The sequence below is a fragment of the Bacillus sp. USDA818B3_A genome, assembly GCF_009928415.1.
Lineage (GTDB): Bacteria > Bacillota > Bacilli > Bacillales > Cytobacillaceae > Neobacillus.
Map to the genome: position 1 here is coordinate 55,874 of NZ_JAABNN010000002.1, position 25,445 is coordinate 81,318.

General features: G+C 39.1%; 25 protein-coding genes. 3 read left to right on the top strand and 22 right to left on the bottom strand.

Features of this window, described 5'->3' with window-relative positions:
• Positions 1–57 precede the first annotated feature (57 nt).
• Both GXK58_RS03420 and GXK58_RS03425 read right to left on the bottom strand, forming a co-directional pair.
• Positions 58–1,425 (bottom strand): 4Fe-4S binding protein, encoded by a 1,368-nt coding sequence (locus GXK58_RS03420; RefSeq protein WP_160719888.1) that lies wholly within the window; start codon positions 1,423–1,425, stop codon positions 58–60.
• Positions 1,397–1,834 carry a hypothetical protein gene (locus GXK58_RS03425; RefSeq protein WP_160719889.1) on the bottom strand — a complete coding sequence of 146 codons (438 nt, stop codon included), beginning with the start codon at positions 1,832–1,834 and terminating at the stop codon, positions 1,397–1,399. The genes GXK58_RS03420 and GXK58_RS03425 overlap by 29 nt, the downstream gene beginning before the upstream one ends.
• A gap of 228 nt (positions 1,835–2,062) precedes the next feature.
• Between GXK58_RS03425 and GXK58_RS03430 the strand changes: the two genes are divergently transcribed.
• Both GXK58_RS03430 and GXK58_RS03435 read left to right on the top strand, forming a co-directional pair.
• On the top strand, positions 2,063–2,464 hold the full coding sequence (locus GXK58_RS03430; RefSeq protein ID WP_237389559.1) for a winged helix-turn-helix domain-containing protein: 402 nt from the start codon (positions 2,063–2,065) through the stop codon (positions 2,462–2,464).
• 403 nt (positions 2,465–2,867) lie between these two features.
• Positions 2,868–4,301: a serine hydrolase gene (locus tag GXK58_RS03435; RefSeq protein WP_160719891.1), complete on the top strand. Its 1,434-nt coding sequence runs from the start codon at positions 2,868–2,870 to the stop codon at positions 4,299–4,301.
• Between the two features lie 73 nt (positions 4,302–4,374).
• Here the strand turns inward: GXK58_RS03435 and GXK58_RS03440 are convergent, their stop codons facing one another.
• From GXK58_RS03440 to GXK58_RS03455, 4 genes are all read right to left on the bottom strand, one after another.
• Complete coding sequence (locus GXK58_RS03440) at positions 4,375–5,280, bottom strand: thermonuclease family protein (RefSeq protein ID WP_160719893.1); 906 nt, start codon at positions 5,278–5,280, stop codon at positions 4,375–4,377.
• A gap of 215 nt (positions 5,281–5,495) precedes the next feature.
• Positions 5,496–6,299: an ABC transporter ATP-binding protein gene (locus tag GXK58_RS03445; RefSeq protein ID WP_160719894.1), complete on the bottom strand. Its 804-nt coding sequence runs from the start codon at positions 6,297–6,299 to the stop codon at positions 5,496–5,498.
• A gap of 116 nt (positions 6,300–6,415) precedes the next feature.
• Positions 6,416–6,880: a flavin reductase family protein gene (locus tag GXK58_RS03450; RefSeq protein ID WP_160719895.1), complete on the bottom strand. Its 465-nt coding sequence runs from the start codon at positions 6,878–6,880 to the stop codon at positions 6,416–6,418.
• Positions 6,881–6,967: 87 nt separating this feature from the next.
• On the bottom strand, positions 6,968–7,621 hold the full coding sequence (locus GXK58_RS03455; RefSeq protein ID WP_160719897.1) for a serine/threonine protein kinase: 654 nt from the start codon (positions 7,619–7,621) through the stop codon (positions 6,968–6,970).
• Between the two features lie 173 nt (positions 7,622–7,794).
• Here GXK58_RS03455 and GXK58_RS03460 point away from each other — a divergent pair, with 173 nt between their 5' ends.
• Entirely contained in the window at positions 7,795–8,349 is a 555-nt protein-coding gene (locus tag GXK58_RS03460) for a GNAT family N-acetyltransferase (protein WP_160719898.1), read from the top strand.
• 749 nt (positions 8,350–9,098) lie between these two features.
• Here the strand turns inward: GXK58_RS03460 and GXK58_RS03465 are convergent.
• The 16 genes from GXK58_RS03465 to ymfI all read right to left on the bottom strand — a co-directional run bounded on the left by GXK58_RS03465 (position 9,099) and on the right by ymfI (position 25,420).
• Positions 9,099–9,299, bottom strand: a complete 201-nt coding sequence (locus GXK58_RS03465) for a hypothetical protein (protein ID WP_160719899.1) — start codon at positions 9,297–9,299, stop codon at positions 9,099–9,101.
• Positions 9,300–9,450: 151 nt separating this feature from the next.
• On the bottom strand, positions 9,451–9,996 hold the full coding sequence (locus tag GXK58_RS03470; protein WP_160719901.1) for an outer spore coat protein CotE: 546 nt from the start codon (positions 9,994–9,996) through the stop codon (positions 9,451–9,453).
• Positions 9,997–10,209: 213 nt separating this feature from the next.
• On the bottom strand, positions 10,210–10,662 hold the full coding sequence (locus GXK58_RS03475; RefSeq protein WP_160719902.1) for a RicAFT regulatory complex protein RicA family protein: 453 nt from the start codon (positions 10,660–10,662) through the stop codon (positions 10,210–10,212).
• Position 10,663: 1 nt separating this feature from the next.
• Entirely contained in the window at positions 10,664–12,208 is a 1,545-nt protein-coding gene (miaB, locus tag GXK58_RS03480; protein ID WP_160719904.1) for a tRNA (N6-isopentenyl adenosine(37)-C2)-methylthiotransferase MiaB, read from the bottom strand.
• A gap of 265 nt (positions 12,209–12,473) precedes the next feature.
• Positions 12,474–13,340 (bottom strand): 2-oxoacid:ferredoxin oxidoreductase subunit beta, encoded by an 867-nt coding sequence (locus GXK58_RS03485; RefSeq protein ID WP_160719905.1) that lies wholly within the window; start codon positions 13,338–13,340, stop codon positions 12,474–12,476.
• On the bottom strand, positions 13,341–15,074 hold the full coding sequence (locus tag GXK58_RS03490) for a 2-oxoacid:acceptor oxidoreductase subunit alpha (protein WP_160719907.1): 1,734 nt from the start codon (positions 15,072–15,074) through the stop codon (positions 13,341–13,343).
• Positions 15,075–15,543: 469 nt separating this feature from the next.
• On the bottom strand, positions 15,544–15,804 hold the full coding sequence (gene spoVS, locus GXK58_RS03495; protein ID WP_038541258.1) for a stage V sporulation protein SpoVS: 261 nt from the start codon (positions 15,802–15,804) through the stop codon (positions 15,544–15,546).
• 228 nt (positions 15,805–16,032) lie between these two features.
• The gene (locus GXK58_RS03500; protein WP_160719908.1) at positions 16,033–16,830 is read right to left on the bottom strand and encodes a TIGR00282 family metallophosphoesterase; all 798 of its coding nucleotides are present in this window, start codon (positions 16,828–16,830) and stop codon (positions 16,033–16,035) included.
• A 112-nt stretch (positions 16,831–16,942) separates the two neighbouring features.
• Positions 16,943–18,502, bottom strand: a complete 1,560-nt coding sequence (gene rny / locus GXK58_RS03505; RefSeq protein WP_160719910.1) for a ribonuclease Y — start codon at positions 18,500–18,502, stop codon at positions 16,943–16,945.
• 323 nt (positions 18,503–18,825) lie between these two features.
• Positions 18,826–19,866: a recombinase RecA gene (gene recA, locus GXK58_RS03510; protein ID WP_160719911.1), complete on the bottom strand. Its 1,041-nt coding sequence runs from the start codon at positions 19,864–19,866 to the stop codon at positions 18,826–18,828.
• 659 nt (positions 19,867–20,525) lie between these two features.
• A complete protein-coding gene (locus GXK58_RS03515) occupies positions 20,526–21,782 on the bottom strand; it encodes a competence/damage-inducible protein A (RefSeq protein ID WP_160719913.1) in 1,257 nt (418 codons plus the stop codon).
• Positions 21,783–21,818: 36 nt separating this feature from the next.
• Entirely contained in the window at positions 21,819–22,403 is a 585-nt protein-coding gene (gene pgsA, locus GXK58_RS03520) for a CDP-diacylglycerol--glycerol-3-phosphate 3-phosphatidyltransferase (protein ID WP_160719914.1), read from the bottom strand.
• Positions 22,404–22,454: 51 nt separating this feature from the next.
• A complete protein-coding gene (locus tag GXK58_RS03525; protein WP_160719916.1) occupies positions 22,455–23,360 on the bottom strand; it encodes a helix-turn-helix domain-containing protein in 906 nt (301 codons plus the stop codon).
• A 20-nt stretch (positions 23,361–23,380) separates the two neighbouring features.
• A complete protein-coding gene (locus GXK58_RS03530) occupies positions 23,381–24,172 on the bottom strand; it encodes a DUF3388 domain-containing protein (protein WP_160720847.1) in 792 nt (263 codons plus the stop codon).
• 189 nt (positions 24,173–24,361) lie between these two features.
• Positions 24,362–24,619, bottom strand: coding sequence for a DUF3243 domain-containing protein (locus tag GXK58_RS03535; RefSeq protein WP_160719917.1), 258 nt, complete (start codon positions 24,617–24,619; stop codon positions 24,362–24,364).
• A 78-nt stretch (positions 24,620–24,697) separates the two neighbouring features.
• The gene (ymfI, locus tag GXK58_RS03540) at positions 24,698–25,420 is read right to left on the bottom strand and encodes an elongation factor P 5-aminopentanone reductase (protein WP_160719919.1); all 723 of its coding nucleotides are present in this window, start codon (positions 25,418–25,420) and stop codon (positions 24,698–24,700) included.
• Positions 25,421–25,445: the final 25 nt, after the last annotated feature.

The following is a 25,445-nucleotide window of genomic DNA, read 5'->3' on the forward strand; positions in this document are numbered from 1 at the left end:
GCCATCCATAAAAGGTTTGATTTTCTACAAAAACCATTCTTTATAAAGCTTTTCTATTTATACCCTATGTATCATCGGAAGTGAGAACAAATAAATGTTTGCTGCTGCAAGTAATACCATTAGTACATAATATGGTGCTAATGCTTTAAATGAACCTTTATTTCCAATACGGTAGGCAGTATAAATGGAGCCAATCATTCCAATTACTATAATAATATATTGTAACAGTTGAACGGATGATGCTGGTGCAAATGCAAGCTCACCCCTTGTAACATTCATACCAAATAATGCTGCTGAGTTGTACCAGATTGCCTTTCCTTCAGTTATGATATGGAACAAGTTGTGAGCAAGGTGTCCTGCTAAATCCAAAGGAATAATGGCATAGCCAAATCTGATAAAATTTTTCTTTACTTTTTCTACTGATCCCCCAGTTAAGGTTGCAATTTTTGCCGTTCCGTACAAGAGACCCACTGGAATTGCCATTGCAATAATGAAAGCTACAGAAAAGTTTACATTATAATTACCTGTTCCGGTTACAGTTCCAATTGCGTTTAAAATATCCTGCCAAATGGTTACCATTGTGATGTTTTGAACAAATACAATACCCATAATAACCGCTGCTAAGAACGTATGCTCCAACATTGGTTTTTTAATTTCCCATAGATCAGATGTAGGCACTCGGGGAGAAATGCGAATAGAGTTATTTGGACAATTTTTCACACAGTTTCCACATAAGTTACAATCAGCTCCTGTATCCATTGTTCTAACAAATTGAAACATTGGACAACCTTCTGCTTTTTCGCTTCCTTTATAGCAAGATTGTGTTTTGCATGTCTTGCATATTTCAGGCGTCCCGCGAAGTTCTAATGAACCAGAACGAGAATAGTTTCCAGAAAGTCCCCCTAGAAAACATAAGGTTTTACAAAATGTTCTTCTTTCGTAAAAAATAGAGGTTCCAACTACCATTGTTACTAGTAAAAGAAGTAAATAACCAGATCCTCTCGGGGATTCAACCACACCCCAAATATGATCACTATAAGTAATGGCAATAAAGAATAAATCAATCATCCATAAACCATACTTTCTTAAGAACTTTGGCATTGGACGATTACTGCCTATCGTTTTCCGAACAATATCACTTACTTTACCAAATGGACAAATCGTACACCAAAATCTACCGATGACTAAGAAGAAGATTGGTATTAAAGGCCACCACAACACCCATGTCAGTGAAGTTCCCACATTTCGTGTTGGATCCACTGTTCCTGCTACCAATTCATAAACAATGACTGAAAAAACCGCAAGGACGATCCATTGAAAAATTCCAGGATACCATTTACTCTTGATGAAGTTCTTAACCATAGGTATGGTTAATAGATTATAGGGCTTTATTTCTTTAGATAACTTGTCTTTTGGAATTGCCATTAGACCCATCCTTTCTTCTAAACCACTTATTCCAAACGCCAATCACTATAAAGGAAAGATTAACCGCTCCAAAAGTTCCTAAAACCTTAAGGTTTGCTGGTTCTTCTTTGACTGGTTCATGACTGTGACTGCCACTTTCCTCCATATCCATGCCTTCCATGTCTCCCCCGTCAGTCATTCCTTCCATGTCATGGCCATCACTGGTGGTATGATCACTACTCATACTTTCCATATCATGACTTTCAGAGCTGTTTCCCCCACTCATGTCCATCCCTTCCATATCATGCTCTGAATGGTCATTTAGGTTAGATGCGGATGGAACTTTACTATGGTTACCATCTGCTAAAGCTATTCTTCCACCTGAAAAAACAACCAGGAGGATCATGATTAACAACCATTTTCTCTTCAAAGTCTTCACCTCATTCCAAAGTTTGTGTAATGTATGATAATTGCTTAACACCTTTGACTTTAATTGAAAAGTGTGCAGAAACTTTGATTTTTTATTGTATAAACTATGTCATCTACAAAAATTTCTACAATTGACACAAAATTGAAATAAGGGTTCATTATCCACTATTAAGCTAGGAGTGAAACTCCAGACATCATTAAGGGGCTAAAGTTTGGGGCTGACGATTATGTGACGAAACCTTTTAATGAAAAGGAACTGTTAGCCAGAATCGAGGCATTGCTAAGAAGAACGAGAAAATCAACTGAAAATCAGCATTATCTAATTTTCAATGGATTAGAATGGAATCAGGAATCCATGGAATTAAAATTTAAAGATCAAGCAATTTCAGTCACACCGAAAGAGTTTGCTTTACTGGGTTTGTTTCTTAAAAATCCTCAAAAAGTATATTCTCGTGATCACTTGTTGTCATCTATATGGGGCCTTCAATCCCAGATAGATGATCGAACGATTGATTCCCATATTAGGAATTTACGCGAAAAATTACGAAATGGCGGATTCCCAATAGATAACCACCTTTTTACAGTTTGGGGAGTTGGATATAAGTGGATTAAGGGGAATGCTGAAAGGTAAAATGGTCAGTCCTTAGTCCCCCCCATAAATCAATAGATAAATAATTAAAAGCAGTGATCTAGTAGTAATCACTGCTTTTTTATCATATTTTTAATTGAATTGATCCTGTCACTGTAATGTATATTACATTACCAATATTCAATTATTTTTCAGTCTACTTTTCGCTTAAACCTTAGATTATTGTTAATGTGTAATAGTTTAAATAACTTTATTAAAAAATTTTGTGGTTGATTAATCCTTTTTAATGCTGCCCCTTCATCTTTAAATGAGTATTTTTTCATATTTATTTTTCTTAAGAAGTAAAAATCCATGAAATAAGATGCAGTTTTTTATATTTTTTTTGATAGAACAGAAGTATTATAGAAAAGGAAACATATTTACCAGAGAGGATGGAGAAATAAACTTGTTTAAGAAACTAGCTGCATTGGCTCTATCAGGAATCATCTTGCTGTCGTTTGGGAAAACGGACATCCATGCATCCGCCAGCACCATTTTAGGACCTGAAGTAACAAACTATATTGCTTCAAGAAGTAACACCGTTTCCGTTGGTGTTTTTGATGCAAGCACAGGTAAAACCTATACATATAATCCTTCAAAAACCTACTACACGATGAGTGTGGTTAAAATGTCGATTATGGCCGATGTCCTTTATCAAAAAATACCAATTACATCCAATGAAAATTCACTGCTGACTAGGATGATCCAAATTAGCGATAATAGTGCTGCTAGTACACTTTGGCGCCAGCTTGGCAGTGATAGAAATGTTCAGGCTTTTTTTCGGAAAGTGGGAATGACCCATACTACAGCAGGTACAGGCGGCTGGTGGGGACGTACGACAACTACAGTAGGCGATCAGCTTACTATGATGAAATATTTTGCCTATCCAAATACCCTATTATCGGACTCTCAAAGAGCGTATGGCCTTAATCTTATGAAGCATGTACGGTCGGATCAACGCTGGGGCACCGGTTCTGGTTTACCTTCAGGTGTTAGTGTGGCATTAAAAAATGGCTGGGTTACCTCTAATCCACCTAGTAAATTATTTGTCAATAGTGTTGGATATGTAAATGGAAAAGGAAAAGATTATATTATTGCAGTTCTAACGACAAATAATCGTTCCTTATCCTATGGGATCGAAACCATTAATAAAATTTCAAGTTTAGTTTGGAACGAGATGCCCCAGCATCTGCCAACTATCGGTGTAATGGATACTCCAGCCAATGGTTCCACAATCAAGGGGAAAAATATCGTAAAGGGCTGGTTCCTAGATGAAAGTGGAGTCTCCAAGATTGATATTTTGATAGACGGTAAAGCAGTTGGTCAGGCGGCCTATGGGGATACGAGATCAGATGTCCAAAAAGCGTATCCTAAATACAATAATGGGAAAGCTGGCTTCCATTATACTGTAGATACAACGAAATTTAGTGATGGCAAACATACTGTTACAATTAAGGAAACTGGTAAAAATGGACGTGTCACGACTTTGCCTGGAAAAACGCTAACTATTGGTAACACTAAAGGTTGTTTAGACACTCCGGTGCCTGGCACCACTCTTTCTGAAACTAAAAATGTACGGGGCTGGTTTTTGGATGAGTTAGGTGTAGCAAAAATAGAAATATTGGTCGACGGGGCATTGGCAGGCCAGGCGGTCTATGGGGACACAAGATCGGACGTTCTTAAAGCTTATCCTCAATTCAACAATGGGAAAGCTGGTTTCCATTACACTCTCAACACAAATAAATATAGTAATGGAAAGCATACGATTGTCGTAAAGGAAACTAGCAGAAATGGCCGGACAAAGACATTACCTGCCATTTCCATAACGATTAAACACTAATTACCGCATCCTTTCTACAGCTAAAAGCCGCAATCTATTTTGATTGCGGCTTTTATGCTTGTAAAAATTAGAATCATTCACAAGCCCAGTTATCTTTGTCTCTGTCATGTCTTGATTCATAGGCAGGATGTGTGGACGGTACTCCATCCGGATAGACCTTTCTCATTTCTGTGCAATTCTTAAAGGATTCTGTTGCGTTAGAAGTCGAACCGCTTCCGGTTGACGTACCAGTTGAGCTTCCACCTGACGAAGATCCAGAACGATTCGCAGCAGAGCTTGAGTCCAAATCACCCTTTGTGGTTCCTTGGTCTCCATAACCCCAAAGACCTTTATTCGCCTCCCTTGCCTCTCTGGCAAACTTAACAAAATAATCACTGTACTTGACATCGGGCGGATAGGTGGAAGGCTCAGCATATCCATTTAATACTAAATCCGCATTAAACATTTTTGTCCGAATCTCGTTTTCATCCATATCGTTTGTCGGTACACTAAACCAGACAATCCTTAGCAGCCGGCCGTACCGATCCGTTTCTGATACATCCTTTTGAATCCATACCTGTTTTCCGTTCAACTTTGATGTTGTATAGTTACTTGCTTCCTTACCATACTGCTCGTGTCTTGTCGTTGATTCAGGTGTATTGATGCCAACTAAACGGACCTTTCTCCCATCAGAGGTCACAAAAGTATCTCCGTCCACCACTCGGCCAACAGTAATCAATTCAAGGCCGAATTTACTTGCTAATTCTTCTTGTGATTCTTTTGCGGCTTGCTGTTCCTCTTTTTCCTTTTCTGCAGCTAGTTTTGCTTTTTCTGCCTTAGCTTCTTCTTCCGCCGCTGCCTGCTCTTTTGCCTGATTGACTGTTTCTGTCTCCTCTTGCTTATTAATCGTCTCTGTTTTTGGGGCAGGTGTTTCATTTGTACAGCCTGCTAAAACAGATAGGATGGATAGTACAATTAGAATAGCTTTAAATCTTTTCACTTGTTCCCTTCTCTCCTTTAAGAAACTCCCTTCCTATTATACCTATAATCACAATTAATTTGTTAATATCTTCGACAACCATAAATACCAAAAAGTGCTGGAGACCAATTCTTACACTCTTGTTTCCCCATTAACTGCTATGCATTTTCACTGATTGATCGCTCAAGCCATTCAAAAAGGCGCATGATAGTCATGTGCCTTACCGTCTCTTACAATTATTTCAAGTTAACTGTTTCTTTTGTCAGCCGTTTTGACAAAAGCGGCCGCTCATTTTCCCAATGCACGTTAACAGGCAGATTAAAGTATTCTGTCAGCTTGTCACTAGCAATCATGTCCCTCGTTTCTCCACAGGCAAAGACTTGTCCTTTTTTCAAAAGCAAAGTTTTAGAGAATACGGGCAGGATCTCTTCTACATGGTGTGTCACATAAATGAGTGTTGGCGCATCCGGATTTTTGCTAATCCTCTCAACCGATTCTAACAATTGCTCACGGGCAATGAAATCTAACCCATTTGTCGGTTCGTCAAGAATCAGTAAGGCCGGATTGGCCATTAATGCCCTAGCAATCAGAACACGCTGCTTCTCACCCTGTGAGAGCGTGTTATAATTACGATTTGCATACTCGATACACCCTAACTCCTCAAGAAGGGCAATTGCCCTTTCTCTTACATCGTCATTTGGCGTCTCATAAAGTCCAATTGAAGCATATTCTCCGCTTAAAACAACTTCAAAGGCATTATCATCCGGATGGAACTTCTCTTGGAGTGAAGACGAAACAAATCCGATTTGCTTTCGAAGTTTTTCTGCAAGATAGGTTTTACCAAACTCTAAGTCTAGAACTGTGATTTTTCCTTTCGATGGGAAAAAGTAAGCATTTAATAAATTTAAGATGGCTGTTTTTCCAGATCCATTTAAACCAAACAAAACCCAATGTTCCCCTTTTTCAATTTGCCAATTAATATCTTGTAGTATTGCCTTGCCATTACGTATTAATGAGACGTTTTCTAGTTGAATTACCAAATTTGATCACACCTTTCCTCACTATTAATAATATCAAAATTTTCAGAATCAGACATACTTAATGTCTTAAAAATAAACAGGAACCCATCGGCTAGTGGGTTCCTGTTTATTAATTATTACTCTTTTGCCAAAGAGCGGTATTTTCCTGAAAAGTAAATCAGCGGCTCAAAATCCTCCATATGGAGGTCAGTTACCTTGCCAATGAACAATGTATGGTCTCCTTCGACATGTGCAGCTGAAACTTCACAAACAATTTGCGCCAATGCACCAGATAACACCGGAACATCCCCCAGCCGATCAAACTTAACCTCTTGTTGATTTTTTTGCTGTCCGGCAAAAATCATGGATAGTTCCTGCTGGGAGCTGCTAAGAATATTAACTGAAAATTTTCTGCTTTGATTCATTTTTTCTAACATTTGTGCTCTTTCAGAAATGGAAACGACGACCAATTTCGGGCTAAGTGAAACGGACATAAATGCATTAGCTGTCATCCCATGAACGCTGCCCCCCACTTCAGTGGCAACCACCGTTACTCCTGTTGCAAACTTGCCCATGGCGTTACGGAATTGACGATCATCCATTAAGCTTCCCCCTTATCAGCCTAAACCGCTAATTATGTTCCTACAACAACTCCATTTTATATTATCAGAAAATTCAACGATATAGTCTTATTTTTCCAACTTTCTTTTAACCCTCCGGTAAATTCGATACCCTTTCCGGATAGCATCAACCAGCGGAAAAGGGATCGGAGGATGATATTTATAAAGAAACGGATGATAAATTTTGTGGTAGGCCTTTTTTAAATCGTCCCACTTTCGGCAATACCCTTGTTTATAAAAATCGGATACATCCACGATATAGCCTCTGCCTTCAAACATGACTACATTCTTCCCATGGACATCAAAGGGATTTAAGTCGACCGAACGGGCATACTCCAAGCCGCGGTCGATATCTTCCATCACACGTTTAGGAATCTGAACCCCCTTAATTAATGCATTAAATAATGTAATCCCCTCAAGCTTTTTTAAGATCAAATAATTTTCACCGTATCCATAAAGCTTGGAAAAAGATTCATGGGTCCCTAGTTTCTTATAAACCTCGGTTTCTTCAGTAAGCTCTTCCTGATTACGCCCATATACTTTTACTACCACTTCAGGATAGGCCTCATGCATGAACACTCCAGCATAATTACCACAGCCGATTGTCTTCCAGGAATCAGAGCGATTGTCTACAACAATTGGATCAAATGGGCTGAATACGGATAGGTCTATGTTCGGAAGCAATTCTGTTTCAATTAAGTTAATATATTTATTTATATTCAATACGTACACCTTCTAGTAAGTTTAAATTCTATTCATTAAAAAGATTCTTAGTCTGAATTTTACCAAAAATATTCCTTAATTCTAGATATTTGTTTTGGAAGACTATACAATAAAAGAGATAATGACTCTACTATCATTTTAAGCGTAAATGGTGAAAAAAGAGAGGTGTTTCGATGGCTTTTCCGATATTAGAGACGAAGCGGTTAAAATTAATTGAATTGAAACATCATCATATGAATGTGGTATATGAAATATTATCATTAGAAGACGTGACCCGTTATTATGGTACAAGCCCCTTCACATTACCAGCAGAAGCAACCCGGTTAATTGATATCTTTCACAAAAACTATCTGGATAAACGGGGGATTCGTTGGGGGATCAAATTAAAGGAAAACCAAAGACTCATTGGAACCGTTGGCCTGAACGTGCTTAATCTTAAAAACAAACGGGCTGAGATTGGCTATGAACTGCACCCTTCCGTTTGGGGAAATGGTTTTGCAGAAGAGTCGGTTAGTGAAGTGATTAGGTTTAGTTTTCAAAAGTTAGATTTACATAGGATAGGTGCCGTTGTTTATCCCGAAAATACAGCATCCCTTGCATTACTAGATAAACTCGGTTTTACAAACGAAGGCCTGCTGCGGGGCTATATGTACCAAGATGAACAATACCATGATTCGTTCATGCTGTCCATATTGAAAACGGAATGGGAAAAAAGCCAGGATGTGTAAACAAAGGGTTCCGTTTTCGGGTGCTTTGTTATTAAAAGACACAAGAATTGACGTATGAATTGGCATACGTCTTTTTCTATATTTATCAAGGTTTCTACGAAATTTCATTAATTTTGACATAGTTAAATGACATCATTATTATGATGGACAATAAGTATTGTACAATTAAAAAAGAGGGTCAAACCTTCTGTCATTTATAGTGTCGTTTTGATTGATCCTAATCCTAGTTGCTGGTTCCCGCATAGGATCAGGAGGGTCCGCACTTATCGGTTGAGGGTTCGGGTTAAGCACTCGAGTAGATAAATAGACGGAGGAATTCCGCTTAATTCGTAATTATGATAAAAAAAGGCCTAAATAGACGGAGAGATTCCGCCTATTGACTCAAAAAAATTGCAAATGGGGGATTTTTCTATGCATAAGCGGAAAAACTCCCCTTATTAACCCCGAAACGAGCTCCATTTTGCTTTTAACCGGAAAATCTCCGCTTATTTACTTTTCCTGGTTATTCGATTAAGGAAAGGGAGTGAGATTCATCTTAAAAATCAAAATGCATTACACTGAAACGTATCACAAGTATGTGAGGTTTTATACATAAGTTTTTGTATTTATAATAAAGAAACTCGCCAATAGCTATGGCGAGTTTTACTTTTTTATACAACAATAACGCTGCCAATACGACTGTCATTTCGGCAGGTATTTTTAAAAAAGCACCTCAAAACGGAACCCTTTGATATGTAAAACCTGGCTTTTTATTCTTCAAAGTAATCCTTAAAGGCTTTCGGGTCCTTCACTTCTTCATCTTGATAATAGGGATTATTCTCTGCAGCACTCTTTGGGTCTAGATTGGTTTTGATGACAATCATTGGAGTAGGTGTACTTTCTAGAATCACTCGATCATTTAATTGTTCAAAATCCGGCATTTTTTTATTGCCTGGCTGTTTTGGTTCCATGTTAGCACCTCCTAAAAATAGGATGCTGAGTTTTTTAATAAACATACATAAAACTCGGGGATACCATGGAAATCAGTATGTATATGTCCTTTTCTTCATCATATAATTTTATATAAGAAAAAAACTAGGAAGTATTACCTTCCTAGTGTCTTTACTCCTCTTCTCCACCAACTAAGAAATCAGGGTTTAGTTCCTCGAATTCTTCGTCGTCGACATCTAATCCCCAGTCATCGTCATGGTCTTTGCAAGCTTCATGACTTACACGGACACAAACCTTAGTCTCACCAATGACTTCGACTAGAAATTCCCTTTCGACATGGACGATGATTCTATTCCCATTAGGGGAAATGACTGCTTCAACACAATTAGGCTGTTGCAGTACTCGTGCACAGATTTCATTGTCATCCAGGCAGTCATGGTCACGATACTTTAACTTAATGACATCAGTGTACTGAACTCGTTCAGTCACTACTTCAGTTTTGGTATTGTCATTAAATGAGTACCAAACGTTGATATCATACGAGCCGTGTATCTCTACCGTTTTGCCAACTTTTTTCGCATTGTATTTATGGTTAATGATCCAACAGCCTAAGATACTTGTTGGATTATGCGCCGGGCTAATCGTATGATTGGACTGGGTGAATTTACGTCCTTTCGCAACTACGGCCTTGGTAATTATCTCTCTGTATTCTCCCATTTTGCGCGAACCCTCCTCATTCATTTTCAATTCATCGTATGCGTGAGATAAGACTAGTGTGATATATATTTTTGTGAATGCTGGTTAAAAGTTTAGTCATGGTTCATTTTATGCGGGATTTATGGGGGTGTGCCTTTTATTGCCTGTACTTTAGAGGAATGTCTTTTGGACAAAAAGAAAACCAGACTTCCTATATGAAGTCTGGTTTACATATTAATGCTCGTGATCACAATCCCCGTGGCTGTCACAAGAGCCGCCATTTTTCATGCTTGCCCCTGTTTCCCCCATTAAAAGGTTTCCCCCGGTTGAAGTAATAATTTCATCTGTTACGGTATTTGAAATCGTCGATGCAATTAACTGAAGAAGTTCATTTACATCTACTTGAGATTGTTTGAAATCCTGAACAACAGGAATCTCATCCAATTCTTGTTCAATCGAAGCAATTTTGTTCTCAACCTTCTTTAATGCCTCTGATTTACCGTAATGCTGCAAGTTCACAGCTTGTTTTTGCAATCCTTTAATATCCGAGATTAAAGTTTTGACCTTTTGATTATCATGAATATGAGCTTCTGCTCGTTTAAAAAAATCTACCTCGTCTGTATCTGCAATCATTCGAGCTAATTCTGCTGCACGAGCGACGATATCGTCTTTTGTATACTTCGCCACCTTATTTCACCTCAACTGGTTCTAATTCTTCCACCATTTCTCCATTTAATGACCATGTTTTTGCATCTGTAATCTTTACTTTAATAATCTTACCAATGGCTGATTGTGGTGCTACAACGTTTACAAGCTTGCTTCGAGAAGTGTAGCCTGCAAGGACGTCTGGATTGTTCTTACTTTCACCTTCAATAAGAACATCAACTGTTTGGCCTACATGCTTTTTCATTGCTTCTAAAGACAGTTCATTTACCAAGTTATTTAAACGTTGAAGACGTTCTTTCTTCACTTCTAATGGAACGTTATCCTCCATTTTTGCCGCAGGTGTACCTTCACGTGGTGAATAAATGAACGTATACGCTAATTCGTAACCAACTTCACGGTATAATGACATCGTTTCTTCAAACTGTTCATCCGTCTCATTAGGGTAGCCGACAATGATATCAGTTGTAAGAGCAACATTAGGGATAGCCGCCTTAATTTTTCTAACTAGCTCTAAATATTGTTCTCTTGTATATTTCCGAGCCATAATTTTTAACACGTCAGTTGAACCAGATTGGACCGGTAAATGGATATGATCCATTAAGTTACCGCCTTTAGCCAGTATTTCAATCAGACGGTCATCAAAGTCACGAGGATGGCTCGTAGTGAAGCGAATTCTCGGAATATCAATCTTACGTAATTCATCCATTAGGTCGCCAAGACCATAGTTCATTCCTTCTAGGTCTTTACCATAGGCATTTACATTTTGACCTAATAAGGTAACTTCCTGATAGCCCTGTGCAGCTAAATGGCGTACTTCCTGGATGATTTCTTCAGGCAGGCGGCTGCGTTCCTTACCACGCGTGTATGGAACGATACAATAAGTACAGAATTTATCACAACCGTACATAATGTTAACCCACGCTTTAATTTTACCGCGGCGGACCTTTGGAAGATTTTCAATAACGTCGCCTTCTTTTGACCATACTTCGACAACCATTTCTTTTGACATGTATGCTTCATTTAAAATGTTTGGAAGGCGGTGGATATTGTGTGTACCAAAAATCATATCTACTTGGTGATACGTTTTTAAGATTTTGTTAACAACCGATTCTTCTTGTGACATACAGCCGCAAACACCTAGAAGCAGATCTGGCTTTTCCAGTTTAAGAGCTTTTAAATGTCCAAGCTCACCGAATACTTTGTTTTCCGCATTTTCACGGATAGCACATGTATTTAGAAGAATGACATTCGCATCTTCTGTGTTGTCGGTTGGTTCATAGCCTAATGCAAGGAAAATCCCTGCCATCACTTCTGTATCGTGCTCATTCATCTGGCAGCCATACGTACGGATGTAGAATTTACGACCTTCACCCATTCCACGAAATTCTTCAGGAATTGCAAAGTCAGTATGGTACTTTACTTCTTCTTTCCCGCGTTTTTTCGCATCTTTTAGAGAAGGAGCCGTGATGACTTTTTCGAAGTATTTGCTGTAATCCTTGGCGGATTTTTTGTCCGAAGAATTAACAGTATCTACTTGCTGTCCTTCTAATCTTTGTTTTTCATTCATTTGTTCAATAGTCCCCTTTCTAAAAAATAACCTTGAACGTCTATTAATTTTCCAATTGTTATTTATTACCTGTGCTTTAAAGATAAGTCCGCACATTATTATAGTATAAAGGTTTGCCTGAGTGAAAACAATAGTAATCCCTGTCATCCTATGTATGGATTTAATAGCAGCCAAAGAGAGCTATGATTGAATAGATTTCAGTTAGTAATACCTCTATGTTACGAAGAAAAACCCGTGGATTACACTCCACGGGTTTAATCTAATATTACATAAATTCAGCAACTAATTTATCAAAGTGTGCTTGATCAAGGTTTAATTCAGCCTTTGTTAATGGTTCTTCTGAGTACCCTGCAATTAATTCTTGGTAAGAAGGACGCTGTGTATCTTGATAAATGAGACCGGTAACTAAACCGTTATGCTTCATCAATGTCTGCATCGCTTGTTCACGATTAGAAGGGTCATATCCTTCAATTGTACTTAGTTTTGTTAGATTTTCCTTAAACCAGTCATAAGTGTTGACTTTGTTATAAGTTACACATGGACTGAAAACGTTGATTAAGGAGAAACCTTTATGTTTAATTCCAGCTTCAATGAGTGCTGTAAGATCTTTTAGATCTGTAGAGAAACTTTGAGCGACAAATGAAGCTCCAACAGTTAATGCCATTTCCATTGGAGAAATCGCTTGTTCAATGGATCCCATCGGTGTAGATTTAGTTTTAAAACCTACTGCCGAACGTGGAGACGTTTGTCCCTTTGTTAATCCATAAATTTGGTTATCCATTACAATATAAGTAATGTCAAGGTTACGACGAATCGCATGAACGGTATGTCCCATACCAATCGCATATCCATCACCGTCACCACCAGAAGCGATAACTGTTAGATCACGGTTAGCCATTTTTACACCTTGAGCAATTGGAAGCGAACGTCCATGTATTCCATGGAAACCATAGGCATTAATATAACCAGAGATACGTCCAGAACAGCCGATCCCTGAAATAACGGCTAAGTTTTCTGGTTCTAAACCACAATTTGCTGCTGCACGCTGCATTGCTGCCTGTACGGAGAAGTCGCCACAACCAGGGCACCAGTTCGGTTTAACATCATTTCTAAAGTCTTTAAAAGTGGCCACTTAGAACAACTCCTTACATTTTGAATGAACTTCGTGAGGTAGGAATGGATTACCATCATATTTAACATACTTTGTGATTTTCTCAGCATGACCAATATTCATTTTCATAATGTTTGCTAACTGTCCTGTCGCATTGTTTTCAACCACGATGACTTTTTTCGCAGCCTGAACTAATGGAAGAACTTCGTCAGATGGGAATGGATGAATTAGACGAATTTGGGCATGATTTACTTTCAAACCATCCTTCTCTAAACGACCCATCGCCTCTTCAATTGCACCGCGGGTAGAGTTGAATCCTACAATTAATAAATCTGGATTTTCATGTGGTGCATTTTTATAAACCGGTGTATTAAAGCGAATGTTTTCCACTTTACGGAACCGTTTATCCATTTGCGCAATCCGGTTTGTTGATGATTCTGATGGCTTACCAGTTTCAGCATGTTCAACACCAGTAACGTGGTGGATTCCGTTTTTCATACCAGGAATCGAACGAGGTGATACTCCATCTTCAGTTACTTCATAACGCTTGAAATAGCCTTTATTTTCAATTTCCGGAAGCTCTTGTGCCACTAGCTTCCCACGTCTAATTTCCACTTTAGAAACATCCAAAGGTTCAACAGTTTGTTTACCTAGTGATAATTGAAGGTCAGATAGCACAATAACTGGACATTGATACTCTTCCGCAAGGTTAAAAGCTTCTGCCGTGTCATAGAAAGCTTCTTGAACTGTACTTGGCGCTAAAACGATTTTAGGAATTTCTCCATGTGTTCCGTAAATCATTGCCATTAAGTCAGATTGTTCCTGCTTTGTTGGTAATCCTGTAGAAGGACCTCCACGTTGTGTATCAACGATAACTAGCGGAGTTTCTGTAATACCTGCTAGTCCAATTGCTTCCATCTTCAATGATAATCCAGGGCCGGATGATGCGGTTAGCGCGCGGATACCGCCGTAGCTTGCACCAATAGTCATTGTAGCAGCTGCGATTTCATCTTCCGTTTGAATTACTGTTCCGCCTACTGCAGGTAATTTCTTAATTAAATATTCCATAATATCAGAAGCAGGTGTAATAGGATATGCTGCCATGAAACGACATCCGCCAGCCATAGCACCTAATGCAATTGCATCATTTCCAATCATATACATACGGTGTTTGCCGTCTGCTTTTTCAAGTACCATTGTCGGTACTGCATCCATTTTCTCTTTCATATAATCGAAGCCTGCTTTTATCGCATCCATGTTTTTAGCTACGACTTTATCACCTTTTTTACCGAAAATCTCTCGAACTACTACTTCAAAAACTTGAATATCCAAATCTAGAACAGCAGAGGTAGCTCCGATGGCAACCATGTTCTTCATTAAGGAAGTCCCGAGTTCCGTAGCAATTTCAGTGAATGGAACCGCATACAAGGAGGCTTCAGTGTCTTCTGGTTTTTTTGGATTGAATTTTGCATCAGCTAGAATGACTCCATTGCTGTGCAGCTCTTGGTAGTTAACGTCAATAGTTTCTTGGTCGAATGCTACAAGGATATCAAGGTCATCAGAAATAGAGCGAACCTCAGTTGTACTTACTCTGATTTTATTATTTGTATGACCGCCTTTAATACGTGATGAAAAGTGACGATAACCATACAAGTAATATCCTAGGCGATTCAGTGCGATAGCAAAGATTTCCCCAGTACTTTCAATACCTTCCCCTTGTTGTCCGCCAACTTTCCACGAAAGTTGATTGATCATTCCCTTACACCCCTTTGGATATGTAAAAATAAGTATAGTCTAACTAATTTTTATTATAGCACAATTCCAAGTAATTCACTAGAAATTAGCCTATGAAAACGCAATAAAGACTAAATAATCAGAATTGAGAATATGTACTAAACGCTTACAATTCTAGACCTATGTACTGGAAATTGCAACCCTTTGGCTCGAATTATTGTCTAAAATATGAATATTTTTTTATTATTACAAAATTACTATAAAACATTTAGGAAAATTCAGTTAAATTATAGATTTTATATGCACTCTAATAACTTATTCTTATTTTTTTATTATTCAATTTTGATATTTGTTATATAGCAGAATAGCATTATATAAATATTTTATAACACATTTTTCATTCCAAAAATATAAAAACCTGCTTGGAATAAACCCTAAGCAGGTAAGTTTGTGCTATTCTTTGACGTTTATAAACCTTTCACTTTCTCTTTCATCTGGGCTCAACAATAAGCTTGATCGCTGTGCGTTCTTCCCCGTCAATTAGAATATCAGTAAACGCAGGGACACAGATCAAATCAACTCCGCTAGGTGCTACAAATCCTCTTGCAATCGCTACTGCCTTTACGGCTTGATTCAATGCACCCGCGCCAATTGCCTGTATTTCTGCTGCACCTCTTTCACGCAGAACTCCGGCAAGTGCACCAGCTACAGAATTAGGATTAGATTTTGCTGAAACTTTTAATATTTCCATTCCTAGCTCCCCCTTAGAAAAATCCCGATCCCGCATGATCATTTCATGAACCAATCAGGTTATAACATTCCACTGCTACTATATTCAGAGGTGAAAAGACATATTCCGGCTTGGACGAAAAAAGCCAGTATATTCGCACAAAAAAAACAATTTTTAATGGGACATTCTTTAAAATGTTGGTTATTTCAGATTAGACGATAAAAAAACTTCCCAGCTAGGGAAGTTTTCTTAACTATAAAACGGATGATCGTCATTGATTAGGATTGGAACTATTTTTTTCGTAACCCCGGTTTTCCTGTCTAATTCTATATAAACCGCACTGAGCTGATTTCTTCCACTGGTCGGCACTTCAAATCTTACTGGAAGGCTGGTAAGGAATCTTTTTAATACTGCCTCTCGGTCCACGCCTAGAATACCGTCGTAAGGGCCTGTCATGCCTACGTCAGATAGATAGCCAGTTCCGCCAGGCAACACTCGGTTGTCGGCTGTTTGAACATGTGTATGAGTCCCGACAACAGCGGATACCCTTCCATCTAAATACCAGCCCATTGCCTGTTTCTCACTTGTCACTTCCGCATGAAAGTCCACAAAAATAAATGGCGTTCTTTCCCTCGCTATTTTGACGAGTTCATCCGCCTTTCGAAAAGGACAATCCAATGGGGCCATAAACGTGCGGCCTTGAAGATTAATAACGGCGATCTCGAGTTCATTTACTTTAAAAAATGCCAAGCCCTTCCCGGGTGTTCCTCCGGGGAAATTCGCGGGTCTTACCATGTTTTTAGCTGAATCAATAAACCCAAAAATCTCCCGGTTATCCCATGCATGGTTGCCAAGCGTAATTGCCTGAGCACCCTGGCTCAAAAACTCCCGGTAGATTTTTTCTGTAATCCCTTTACCACCTGCGGCATTTTCACCATTTATAATCGTAAAATGTGGTCGATATTTCTCTTTTAATTTGGGCAAATATTCTTTGACCATCTCTCGGCCTGGTGAGCCTACAACATCACCAATAAAAAGTAGATTCATTTTATTCCCTTTCATCATGCAAAATAGGTATTTGTTTAAATTGTATCACATCTGGGACTTGTTTAATCCCAGGTTAGCTGGCAAAAAAATAAAGCAGTGCATGCGCACCGCTTTATTTTGCATATTCAACAGCCCGTGTTTCACGGATGACTGTCACTTTAATATGTCCAGGATAATCAAGTTCCTCTTCGATTCGTTTACGTATATCACGTGCTAATCGATGGGCAGCAAGATCATCAATTGCATCTGGCCTTACAATAATACGAACTTCTCTACCTGCTTGTATAGCAAATGATTTTTCGACGCCCTCATAGGACTCTGAAATCTCCTCAAGCTTTTCAAGCCGGCGGATATAGTTTTCAAGCGTTTCACTGCGCGCTCCAGGTCTAGCGGCGGATAGGGCATCTGCTGCTGCAACAAGGACGGCAATGGTAGACGTTGGCTCTGTATCCCCATGGTGAGAAGCAATACTATTGATTACAACTGGGTGTTCCTTGTATTTGGTTGCAAGTTCTACCCCGATTTCCACATGGCTTCCTTCTACCTCATGGTCAATTGCCTTACCGATGTCATGAAGCAGTCCTGCACGGCGGGCAAGTGTTTCATCCTGGCCAAGTTCAGCGGCCAATAAGCCTGAAAGCTGTGCCACTTCCATCGAATGCTTAAGAACATTCTGGCCATAACTGGTACGGAATTTCAAGCGGCCAAGAATTTTGATTAGATCCGGGTGTAATCCGTGGACCCCCACTTCAAAGGTTGTCTGCTCTCCGACTTCACGGATATACTCATCCACTTCACGGCGAGATTTTTCAACCATTTCTTCAATCCTTGCTGGATGAATCCGTCCGTCTTGTACTAGCTTTTCTAATGCTAAACGAGCCGTTTCTCTCCGGATAGGATCGAAGCCTGATAGAATGACAGCTTCAGGAGTGTCATCAATAATCAAATCAATTCCTGTTAATGTTTCAAGTGTACGAATGTTTCTTCCTTCACGACCGATAATACGGCCTTTCATTTCGTCATTTGGCAGGTTGACGACAGAGACAGTCGTTTCCGCAACATGGTCAGCAGCGCAACGCTGGATAGCTAAGGAAAGAATTTCCTTCGCTTTCTTGTCGGCTTCCTCTTTCGCGCGGTTTTCACTTTCTTTAATCATTATCGCTGTATCATGGGTAAGCTCTTGCTCCATTTTGTCGACAATGATTGCTTTTGCTTCCTCGCGTGTTAAGCTCGAAATTCGTTCGAGTTCAGTTTGTTGTTTTCGTACCAACTCGTCCACTTTGCTTTCCATCTCTTCAATATGCTGTTGTCTTTGGTTTAGAGAATCATCCTTCTTTTCTAAAAGATTTTCACGCTTGTTTAACGTTTCCTCTTTTCGATCTAAATTCTCTTCTCTTTGCAGTAAACGGTTTTCTTGTTTTTGCATTTCATTTCTTCGTTCACGAACCTCACGTTCAGCTTCAGTTCGAAGCTTGTGAATTTCATCCTTTGCTTCAAGCAAAGCTTCTTTTTTCATTGAATCCGCATCACGTTTGGCATCTTCAAGAATCTGCTCTGCAGCATTCTTTGCACCTGCTACTTTTGCATCAGCAATGGATTTATGAACAAAATAGCCAACAACGGCACCGACGATAAGGCCAAGCAAAATGGAGATGATCGTAATTATATCCAATCGTTACACCTCCTCTTGCTATGAACTTTTGTTCTTTTTTTTAAGTGTCGGCATGTACATTGTTTAGACTCAATATACAGCAAGCACCAAGGCTTTTCGCAATGTAATATTTCCAAAAATGTAAAATATACATGTTAATTGTAAAGCGGTGAATATTTATTGTCAAGGCTTTGTCCGATTAGCTTTTTCAAATATTTAGAATTTCCTAATATAAAATAAATAGTTCACTATGTTTGGTGTGAATTTTTATTGATTTCTATGAATATTTATTCGTTTTTTACTAAAAAAGCAAAACCTTGTTACAGGCTTTGCTCTATTATGAATTAATCTAATAAATCGATCTGTTCTTCGTCCTCTGTTTCCGTTACTACTTTATCACCATCTAAACCGTAATGGTCACGGATTTTTTGGTGGATTTCTTGACGAAGATCAGGATTCTCTTTTAGGAATAATTTTGCATTCTCACGGCCTTGGCCTAGTCTTTCATCGTTATAAGAATACCATGAGCCGCTTTTTTGAACGATATCTAGTTCAGAGCCTAAATCGATGATTTCGCCCTCTTTAGAGATACCTTCTCCATACATTATATCGACTTCAGCCGTACGGAATGGCGGAGCTACTTTGTTCTTTACGACTTTAATTCTTGTCTTGTTACCAACCATGTCAGTGCCTTGTTTTAAGGTTTCAGCACGGCGTACTTCAAGACGAATAGTGGAATAGAACTTTAATGCACGGCCACCAGGAGTTGTCTCAGGGTTCCCGAACATAACTCCAACTTTTTCACGAATCTGGTTAATGAAGACTGCGATTGTTTTGGATTTATTGATGGCACCTGATAGTTTACGAAGGGCTTGTGACATTAAGCGGGCTTGTAAACCTACGTGAGCGTCACCCATCTCACCTTCGATTTCTGCTTTCGGTACTAGGGCTGCAACAGAGTCGATAACAATAATATCGACTGCACCGCTTCGTACTAGAGCTTCAGCGATTTCAAGGGCTTGTTCACCAGTGTCAGGCTGTGATAATAGTAATTCATCAATGTTTACGCCAAGTTTTTGTGCATATGTTGGATCAAGTGCGTGCTCGGCATCGATAAACGCTGCTTGTCCGCCTTTTGCTTGTACTTCTGCGATCGCATGAAGGGCAACGGTTGTTTTACCAGATGATTCCGGTCCGTAGATCTCGATAATACGTCCTCTTGGGTATCCACCTACTCCAAGTGCCGCATCAAGTGCTAAGGAGCCGCTCGGAGCAGTTGATATTCTTGTTTCGGTTTGTTCTCCCATCTTCATGATGGAGCCTTTACCGAATTGTTTTTCTATTTGCTTTAACGCCATTTCTAAGGCGGCCTTACGGTCACTCACAAATAGTTCCTCCTCTATATAAAAAAATTAATAATTGCGTGTAAGTCTATGAATTTAAATCCTATAATTACTATACCTTCTTTTATTCTATTTGTCGAGTAAAAAGGCGAACATTTATTCGACGAATATATTAACAATTTCTACTAGGAAAACAACTATATTCACCCTATTTTTGTCTTTCTACTCGTAAAAACAAGTACATAATTTTATATTCCCTTTATATCTGAAAACTCAAACTTCTATCACTTTAGTATAAAGAAGATTTAGATTAGCTTTTGCAAACCGTCGTTAATAATCCTATGGGACAATACTCTCTTGTGCTTGAGGTGAAGTGTCCATTAGAACTGCTCTATCCCTTTATACTCAACGGCAAGTGTCCATTAGAACTGCCCTATTAGTCAATATCCTTCTATACTCAACATCAAGTGTCCATTAGAACTGCCCTATTAGACAACATCCTTCTATACTCAACATCAAGTGTCCATTAGAACTCCCCTATTAGACAACATCCTTTTATACTCATGGTCAAGTGTCCAATAGAAGTACCACTATTAGACAGAAATTCAAAACACACTATAAAACTGTCTAATAGGGTCGTCGTTCTGTAAAAATCGAACATAACGTAAACTACTGCACCAACAAAAAAAAATCACAGAACACTATTCAGCATTCTGTGATCCTTTCAAATTCCGCAAAGCAAAATAACATCCATATTTCACCGCACGGTTGCGGATGGCTTCCCTTGTTCCGCCGAGATTAAGCTTTTCAACCACCGTTGGCCTTCCCTTCATAGCCACACCAATATATACAGTACCTACCGGCTTACCTTCTAACTCATCCGGACCAGCAACACCAGTGAAACTAACACCAACATCAGCACCCATCAATGCAGCCGAATTTTCTGCAAGCTCTAACGCACACTGTTCACTCACAGCCCCGTCACTCTCAAGAGTTTCCTGTTTCACTTGCAAAATCTTATTCTTCACTTCATTCGAATAACATACGACTCCGCCCTTAAACACAGAACTTGCACCAGCTACAGAAGTTAACTCCTTCTGGAACATGCCCCCTGTCAAACTCTCTGCAGCAGTAATCGTTAGTTTGCTCTCTTTCAAAACTTTCGTTAACTCGGCTAACAGTGACGTATGATCATACCCATAAATATACTGACCCACCCGCTGTCTGATCGAGCGTTCTACATCATCCAGCATGGATTGAGCGGTACCCTCATTAACATGTTTAGCTGTCAGTCGCAGCGTTACCTCCCCATCACCGGCAAGCGGGGCAATCGTTGGATTGCTTTGGGCATCAATCAGATCAATAATCTCCGTTTCCAGCGCCGCTTCCCCAATGCCAAAAAAGCGCAGCACCCGGGAAACAATTTTTTCATTGGAGGCATCTTTAGAAGCGAGTGCCTGGCACCCATAATCACGAAACATCGGTTCCATTTCCTTAGGAGGACCTGGTAGGAGCATATAGGTGCTTCCTTTTGTTTCAAGCATCATTCCAGGGGCCATCCCGTGATCATTTGGCAGGATGTGTGACCCTTCTAATACCAATGCCTGTTTCCGATTATTTTCCGTCATTACCCGATTAGTTCGTGTAAAATACGCCTCAATCGAATCCAATGCCGTTTGGTCAATCACAAGATTTTTTCCAAGGTGACGGGCAATGGTCTCTTTAGTTAAATCATCCTTGGTCGGACCAAGGCCACCTGTAAAAATAATCACGTTAGCCCGCATTTCTGCCGTTTTAATAGCAGAAAGGAGCCTGTCAGGATTGTCCCCTACAACCGTATGAAAATAAACGTTAATTCCTAAATCGGCTAATTGTTGTGAAATAAACCGAGCATTGGTATTCACAATTTGCCCTAGTAACAACTCAGAACCAACCGCAATAATCTCAGCATTTTTCATGTCCCAGTCACCCCTTATCAATAACTTACAGCCTATCTACTTTGAATTTTTTAATACGTGGCTGTTTTTGGCGAAATAATCCCAGCCAGACCAGATGGTAAAGAACATCGCTACCCATAAGGCTAAAATATCAAATCGAAACGAAATTAATTCAAAAATAATGTTATGTAGTAGTAGTGAAGAAATGGCAATAATTTGCGCCCATGTCTTAATTTTCCCCAGCATATTCGCAGCCACAACCTCTCCCTCACCTGCCAATAACAAGCGAAGTCCAGTCACAGCAAATTCTCTGCTGATAATTATAATAACAATCCATGATGGGCTATAAACATCGTTTAGTTCAACAAGAACGATTAAAGCAGCTGAAACCAGTAATTTATCAGCCAGCGGATCAAGGAATTTCCCCATATTTGTTACCAAGTTATATTTGCGGGCATAATAGCCATCCACCCAGTCTGTACATGAAGCTATTATAAAAATAAGAGCCCCCACAAAATGTGTAACGGGCATATCTGCTCCAAGAAGGTGCATATCACCCCAATCAAAAGGTACAAGCATAATAATTAAGAATAAGGGGATTAAAAGGATCCGTGAAACCGTTATTCTATTAGGTATATTCATAATTTCTTCTCCTATCATAATAAAAAGTGAAAAATAGCCATCAGCAGATGACTATTCATTCTTCAGAACCTTTTGGATATTGATGTTCTGAACATTTGCTGTTGCTGGAATGGCATACTCTAGTTTTTGGTCGTTCACATAAATCTCTGTATCTGCGGCGTTTCCAACCCTAATAACTGCCATATTCTCTGCGGATAAATCTTGTGTTTGACTTTCAGTTTTCCCTTTTATAAGGGTGCCTTGGAAAAAGGTTTTCTGTTTTCCATTTTTAATGCTTACCCAGGTCTGTCCTTTTGAAACTAATTTAATGACAAACTTATCCGCATTTTTCAAATCATAAGTTGTCGTTCTCCCCTGAGTTTGCACAGCTGTCAATTCCTGCTTTGGAGTAGTTTCAACTGCTGGTGTCGTATCCTCTTTTGTATCGGCTGCTTTTTCCTCTGTTTTAGTTTCTGCGGTATCTTTTTTTGCAGTTTCATTCGCATTAACTTTTTCAAGCTCATCCGATTTTTCAAGCTTCACTTGCTGCGTATCATTACTGATCGCTTCGTTTTTATCATCACCCGCATGATTAGCAACAAAGTAATATAAAACACTAGCAACACCAATGACAAATACACCTATTAAAACTTTCGGCAGGATATCAAAGATTTTAGAATTCCCGTCCGAAATCGATTTGTGAGTTTTCACCCTCGACAAGTGATGCATTTCATCATTATGTGAAGCCGGTATTTCATTTTTATAGGTTTCAAAGATTTCATCAGGATTTAAGTCTAGTGCTTCTGCATATTGCTTAATAAAGGCCCTTACATAAAAATTCCCGGGCATACTATCATAATTACCTTCTTCAATTCCAATTAAATAGCGTTTTTGAATTTTGGTAATGGTTTGTAGATCGTCTAAGCTTAAATTTTTAGCTAAGCGGGCTTCCTTTAATCGATTCCCTAATTCCGTCACCTGTAACACCTTCCAATTTATTAAAAATCAAAATCTCCAAAGTCAGATCCGGAGAACATATTATGCTGGTCCACGACATCGTAAGTTATTTCTTCATCGGCGTCATTACGAAGTTCAATTATATAATCGAAATCGTCTAGTGTATACTCTGAATTCTGTACAAAAATATCTGGATGCTCTATTACTTTTACAGCCGGCAGGCGCATAATTTCCCGGACAAGCTGCCAATGACGCTCGTTTGCACGTCTAGTCGATACAATTCCATCAAGGATAAATAAATTGTTGGCATTATATTCATCCTCAATCAGCTGATTACGGATGGTTTGTTTTAATAAAGTAGAAGAAACAAACAACCAGCGTTTATTGGCACAAACACTTGCCGCAACGAGTGACTCTGTTTTACCAACACGAGGCATCCCCCGAATACCGATCAGTTTATGCCCCTCCTGCTTAAATAATTCTGCCATAAAGTCAACTAATAGTCCAAGCTCGTCCCTTACAAAGCGGAAGGTTTTCTTATCATCAGCGTCCCTCTGAATATAGCGGCCATGTCGAACGGCTAATCTGTCACGCAGTTTCGGCTCTCTTAGTTTTATTAGTTTTATTGTGTCCATTGTATTTAAAATTGACTCTAGACGTTTTATTTGGTCATCATCTTTTGCTAAAATTAATAACCCTCGTCTTCCTTCATTGACACCATTAATGGTGACAATATTAATGGAAAGCATCCCTAATAAAGAGGAAATGTCACCCAAAAGACCTGGGCGGTTTTTTTGAATCTCATATTCTAAGTACCATTCTTTTTTCATAATAAAAACCCCCAAAAAGAAGTTTCGACAAAATTTTTACAGTGTCACGTCTAAACCTTATAATAAATGATTTTGATAGAAGATGAAAGAAAAAACAAAGAATAAAAACTATTTATTAAAAATCTTTTCCTCTGGCGTGATCATGATTTTAAAATGCGAAAAGAGAGAGGACCCTAAAGGTCCCTCTCTCTCTTATTTTGAGCCATTATTTGAGATAAGTTTAACCATCATATTGGCAATGGCCTGCTGCTCTTGTTTGTCGGCTACGGACCAAAGATCTGCAAGAATTCTTTCCTGTTCATTTTTTGGTTCAACTTGGTTAGCTAGATAGTCACCAATTTGAAAAGCAAGGTTACCGATAGCACCTTCGCTCATGCCTTCGTTTTGTGCATGATGAAGACGATCCGCTAAAAAGTCTTCCCATTGTTTCCAGTTTTCTAAAACAGACATTATGTTCCCTCCTTTTAGAATGGTACAAGGTTATTTTGCGATGAAGGGCCGCCAACTATTCATCTCTATTGATGAAAATTACGTATACCAGCCTCCATTAACGGCCAGCACTTGTCCTGTCATATAAGAAGACTCTTCAGACAGTAAAAATGCGGCACATGAAGCAATTTCTTCAGGCTTTGCTATTCTGCCCATTGGAATATCAAAGGAAATCCCCTCCATTTCTTCCGGAGTAAAACCTTCCATCATCGGAGTTTCTACAGCGCCTGGGGCAATCGCATTTACGCGTATACCGTTTAATGCTACCTCTTTACTAAGTGATTTCACAAAAGCAATCTGTGCACCTTTTGCGGAGGAATAGGCGACCTCACATGCGGCTCCCGTCTGACCCCAAATAGAGGTAATAACAATGATATTCCCTGAACGTTTTGATAAAAATTTCGGTAATAATTCTTTTGTCAGCATTAATGGATTTAATACATGTATATTGAATAATTCCTGTACTTCGTCTTGCTTTAAATCCACAAGCAGTCCATAATGGCTTTTTCCTCCGCAATGGATAATAGCATCTAAAGAAAAAATATGCGGCACAATCGCTTGGTAACCGTTGATTGAGGCAAAATCAGCTTGAATCGGGATGTATTCACCACCATAGGGTTGAAGCTTTTCCATTAATTCTTGAATGGTTTGTTTGTTTTGATTGTAATGGAGATATAAATGATATCCTTTTGCAGCCAAATGCAGGGCTATGGCCTGCCCGATTCCTCCGCTTGCTCCCGTTAATAATACATATTTTTTCACATACATCACTCTTTCATTAAAAACA

Coding starts and splice junctions, on each gene's coding strand:
- GXK58_RS03420 (WP_160719888.1), bottom strand. CDS start 1,425: ATGGCAATTCCAAAAGACAAGTTATCTAAAGAAATAAAGCCCTATAAT.
- GXK58_RS03450 (WP_160719895.1), bottom strand. CDS start 6,880: ATGGATGATCGTCAATTCCGTAACGCCATGGGCAAGTTTGCAACAGGA.
- GXK58_RS03460 (WP_160719898.1), top strand. CDS start 7,795: ATGGCTTTTCCGATATTAGAGACGAAGCGGTTAAAATTAATTGAATTG.
- GXK58_RS03465 (WP_160719899.1), bottom strand. CDS start 9,299: ATGGAACCAAAACAGCCAGGCAATAAAAAAATGCCGGATTTTGAACAA.
- GXK58_RS03470 (WP_160719901.1), bottom strand. CDS start 9,996: ATGGGAGAATACAGAGAGATAATTACCAAGGCCGTAGTTGCGAAAGGA.
- miaB (WP_160719904.1), bottom strand. CDS start 12,208: ATGAATGAAAAACAAAGATTAGAAGGACAGCAAGTAGATACTGTTAAT.
- GXK58_RS03490 (WP_160719907.1), bottom strand. CDS start 15,074: ATGATCAATCAACTTTCGTGGAAAGTTGGCGGACAACAAGGGGAAGGT.
- spoVS (WP_038541258.1), bottom strand. CDS start 15,804: ATGGAAATATTAAAAGTTTCAGCAAAATCTAATCCTAATTCTGTAGCT.
- GXK58_RS03500 (WP_160719908.1), bottom strand. CDS start 16,830: ATGAATCTACTTTTTATTGGTGATGTTGTAGGCTCACCAGGCCGAGAG.
- GXK58_RS03515 (WP_160719913.1), bottom strand. CDS start 21,782: ATGAAAAATGCTGAGATTATTGCGGTTGGTTCTGAGTTGTTACTAGGG.
- pgsA (WP_160719914.1), bottom strand. CDS start 22,403: ATGAATATACCTAATAGAATAACGGTTTCACGGATCCTTTTAATCCCC.
- GXK58_RS03535 (WP_160719917.1), bottom strand. CDS start 24,619: ATGTCTGTTTTAGAAAACTGGAAACAATGGGAAGACTTTTTAGCGGAT.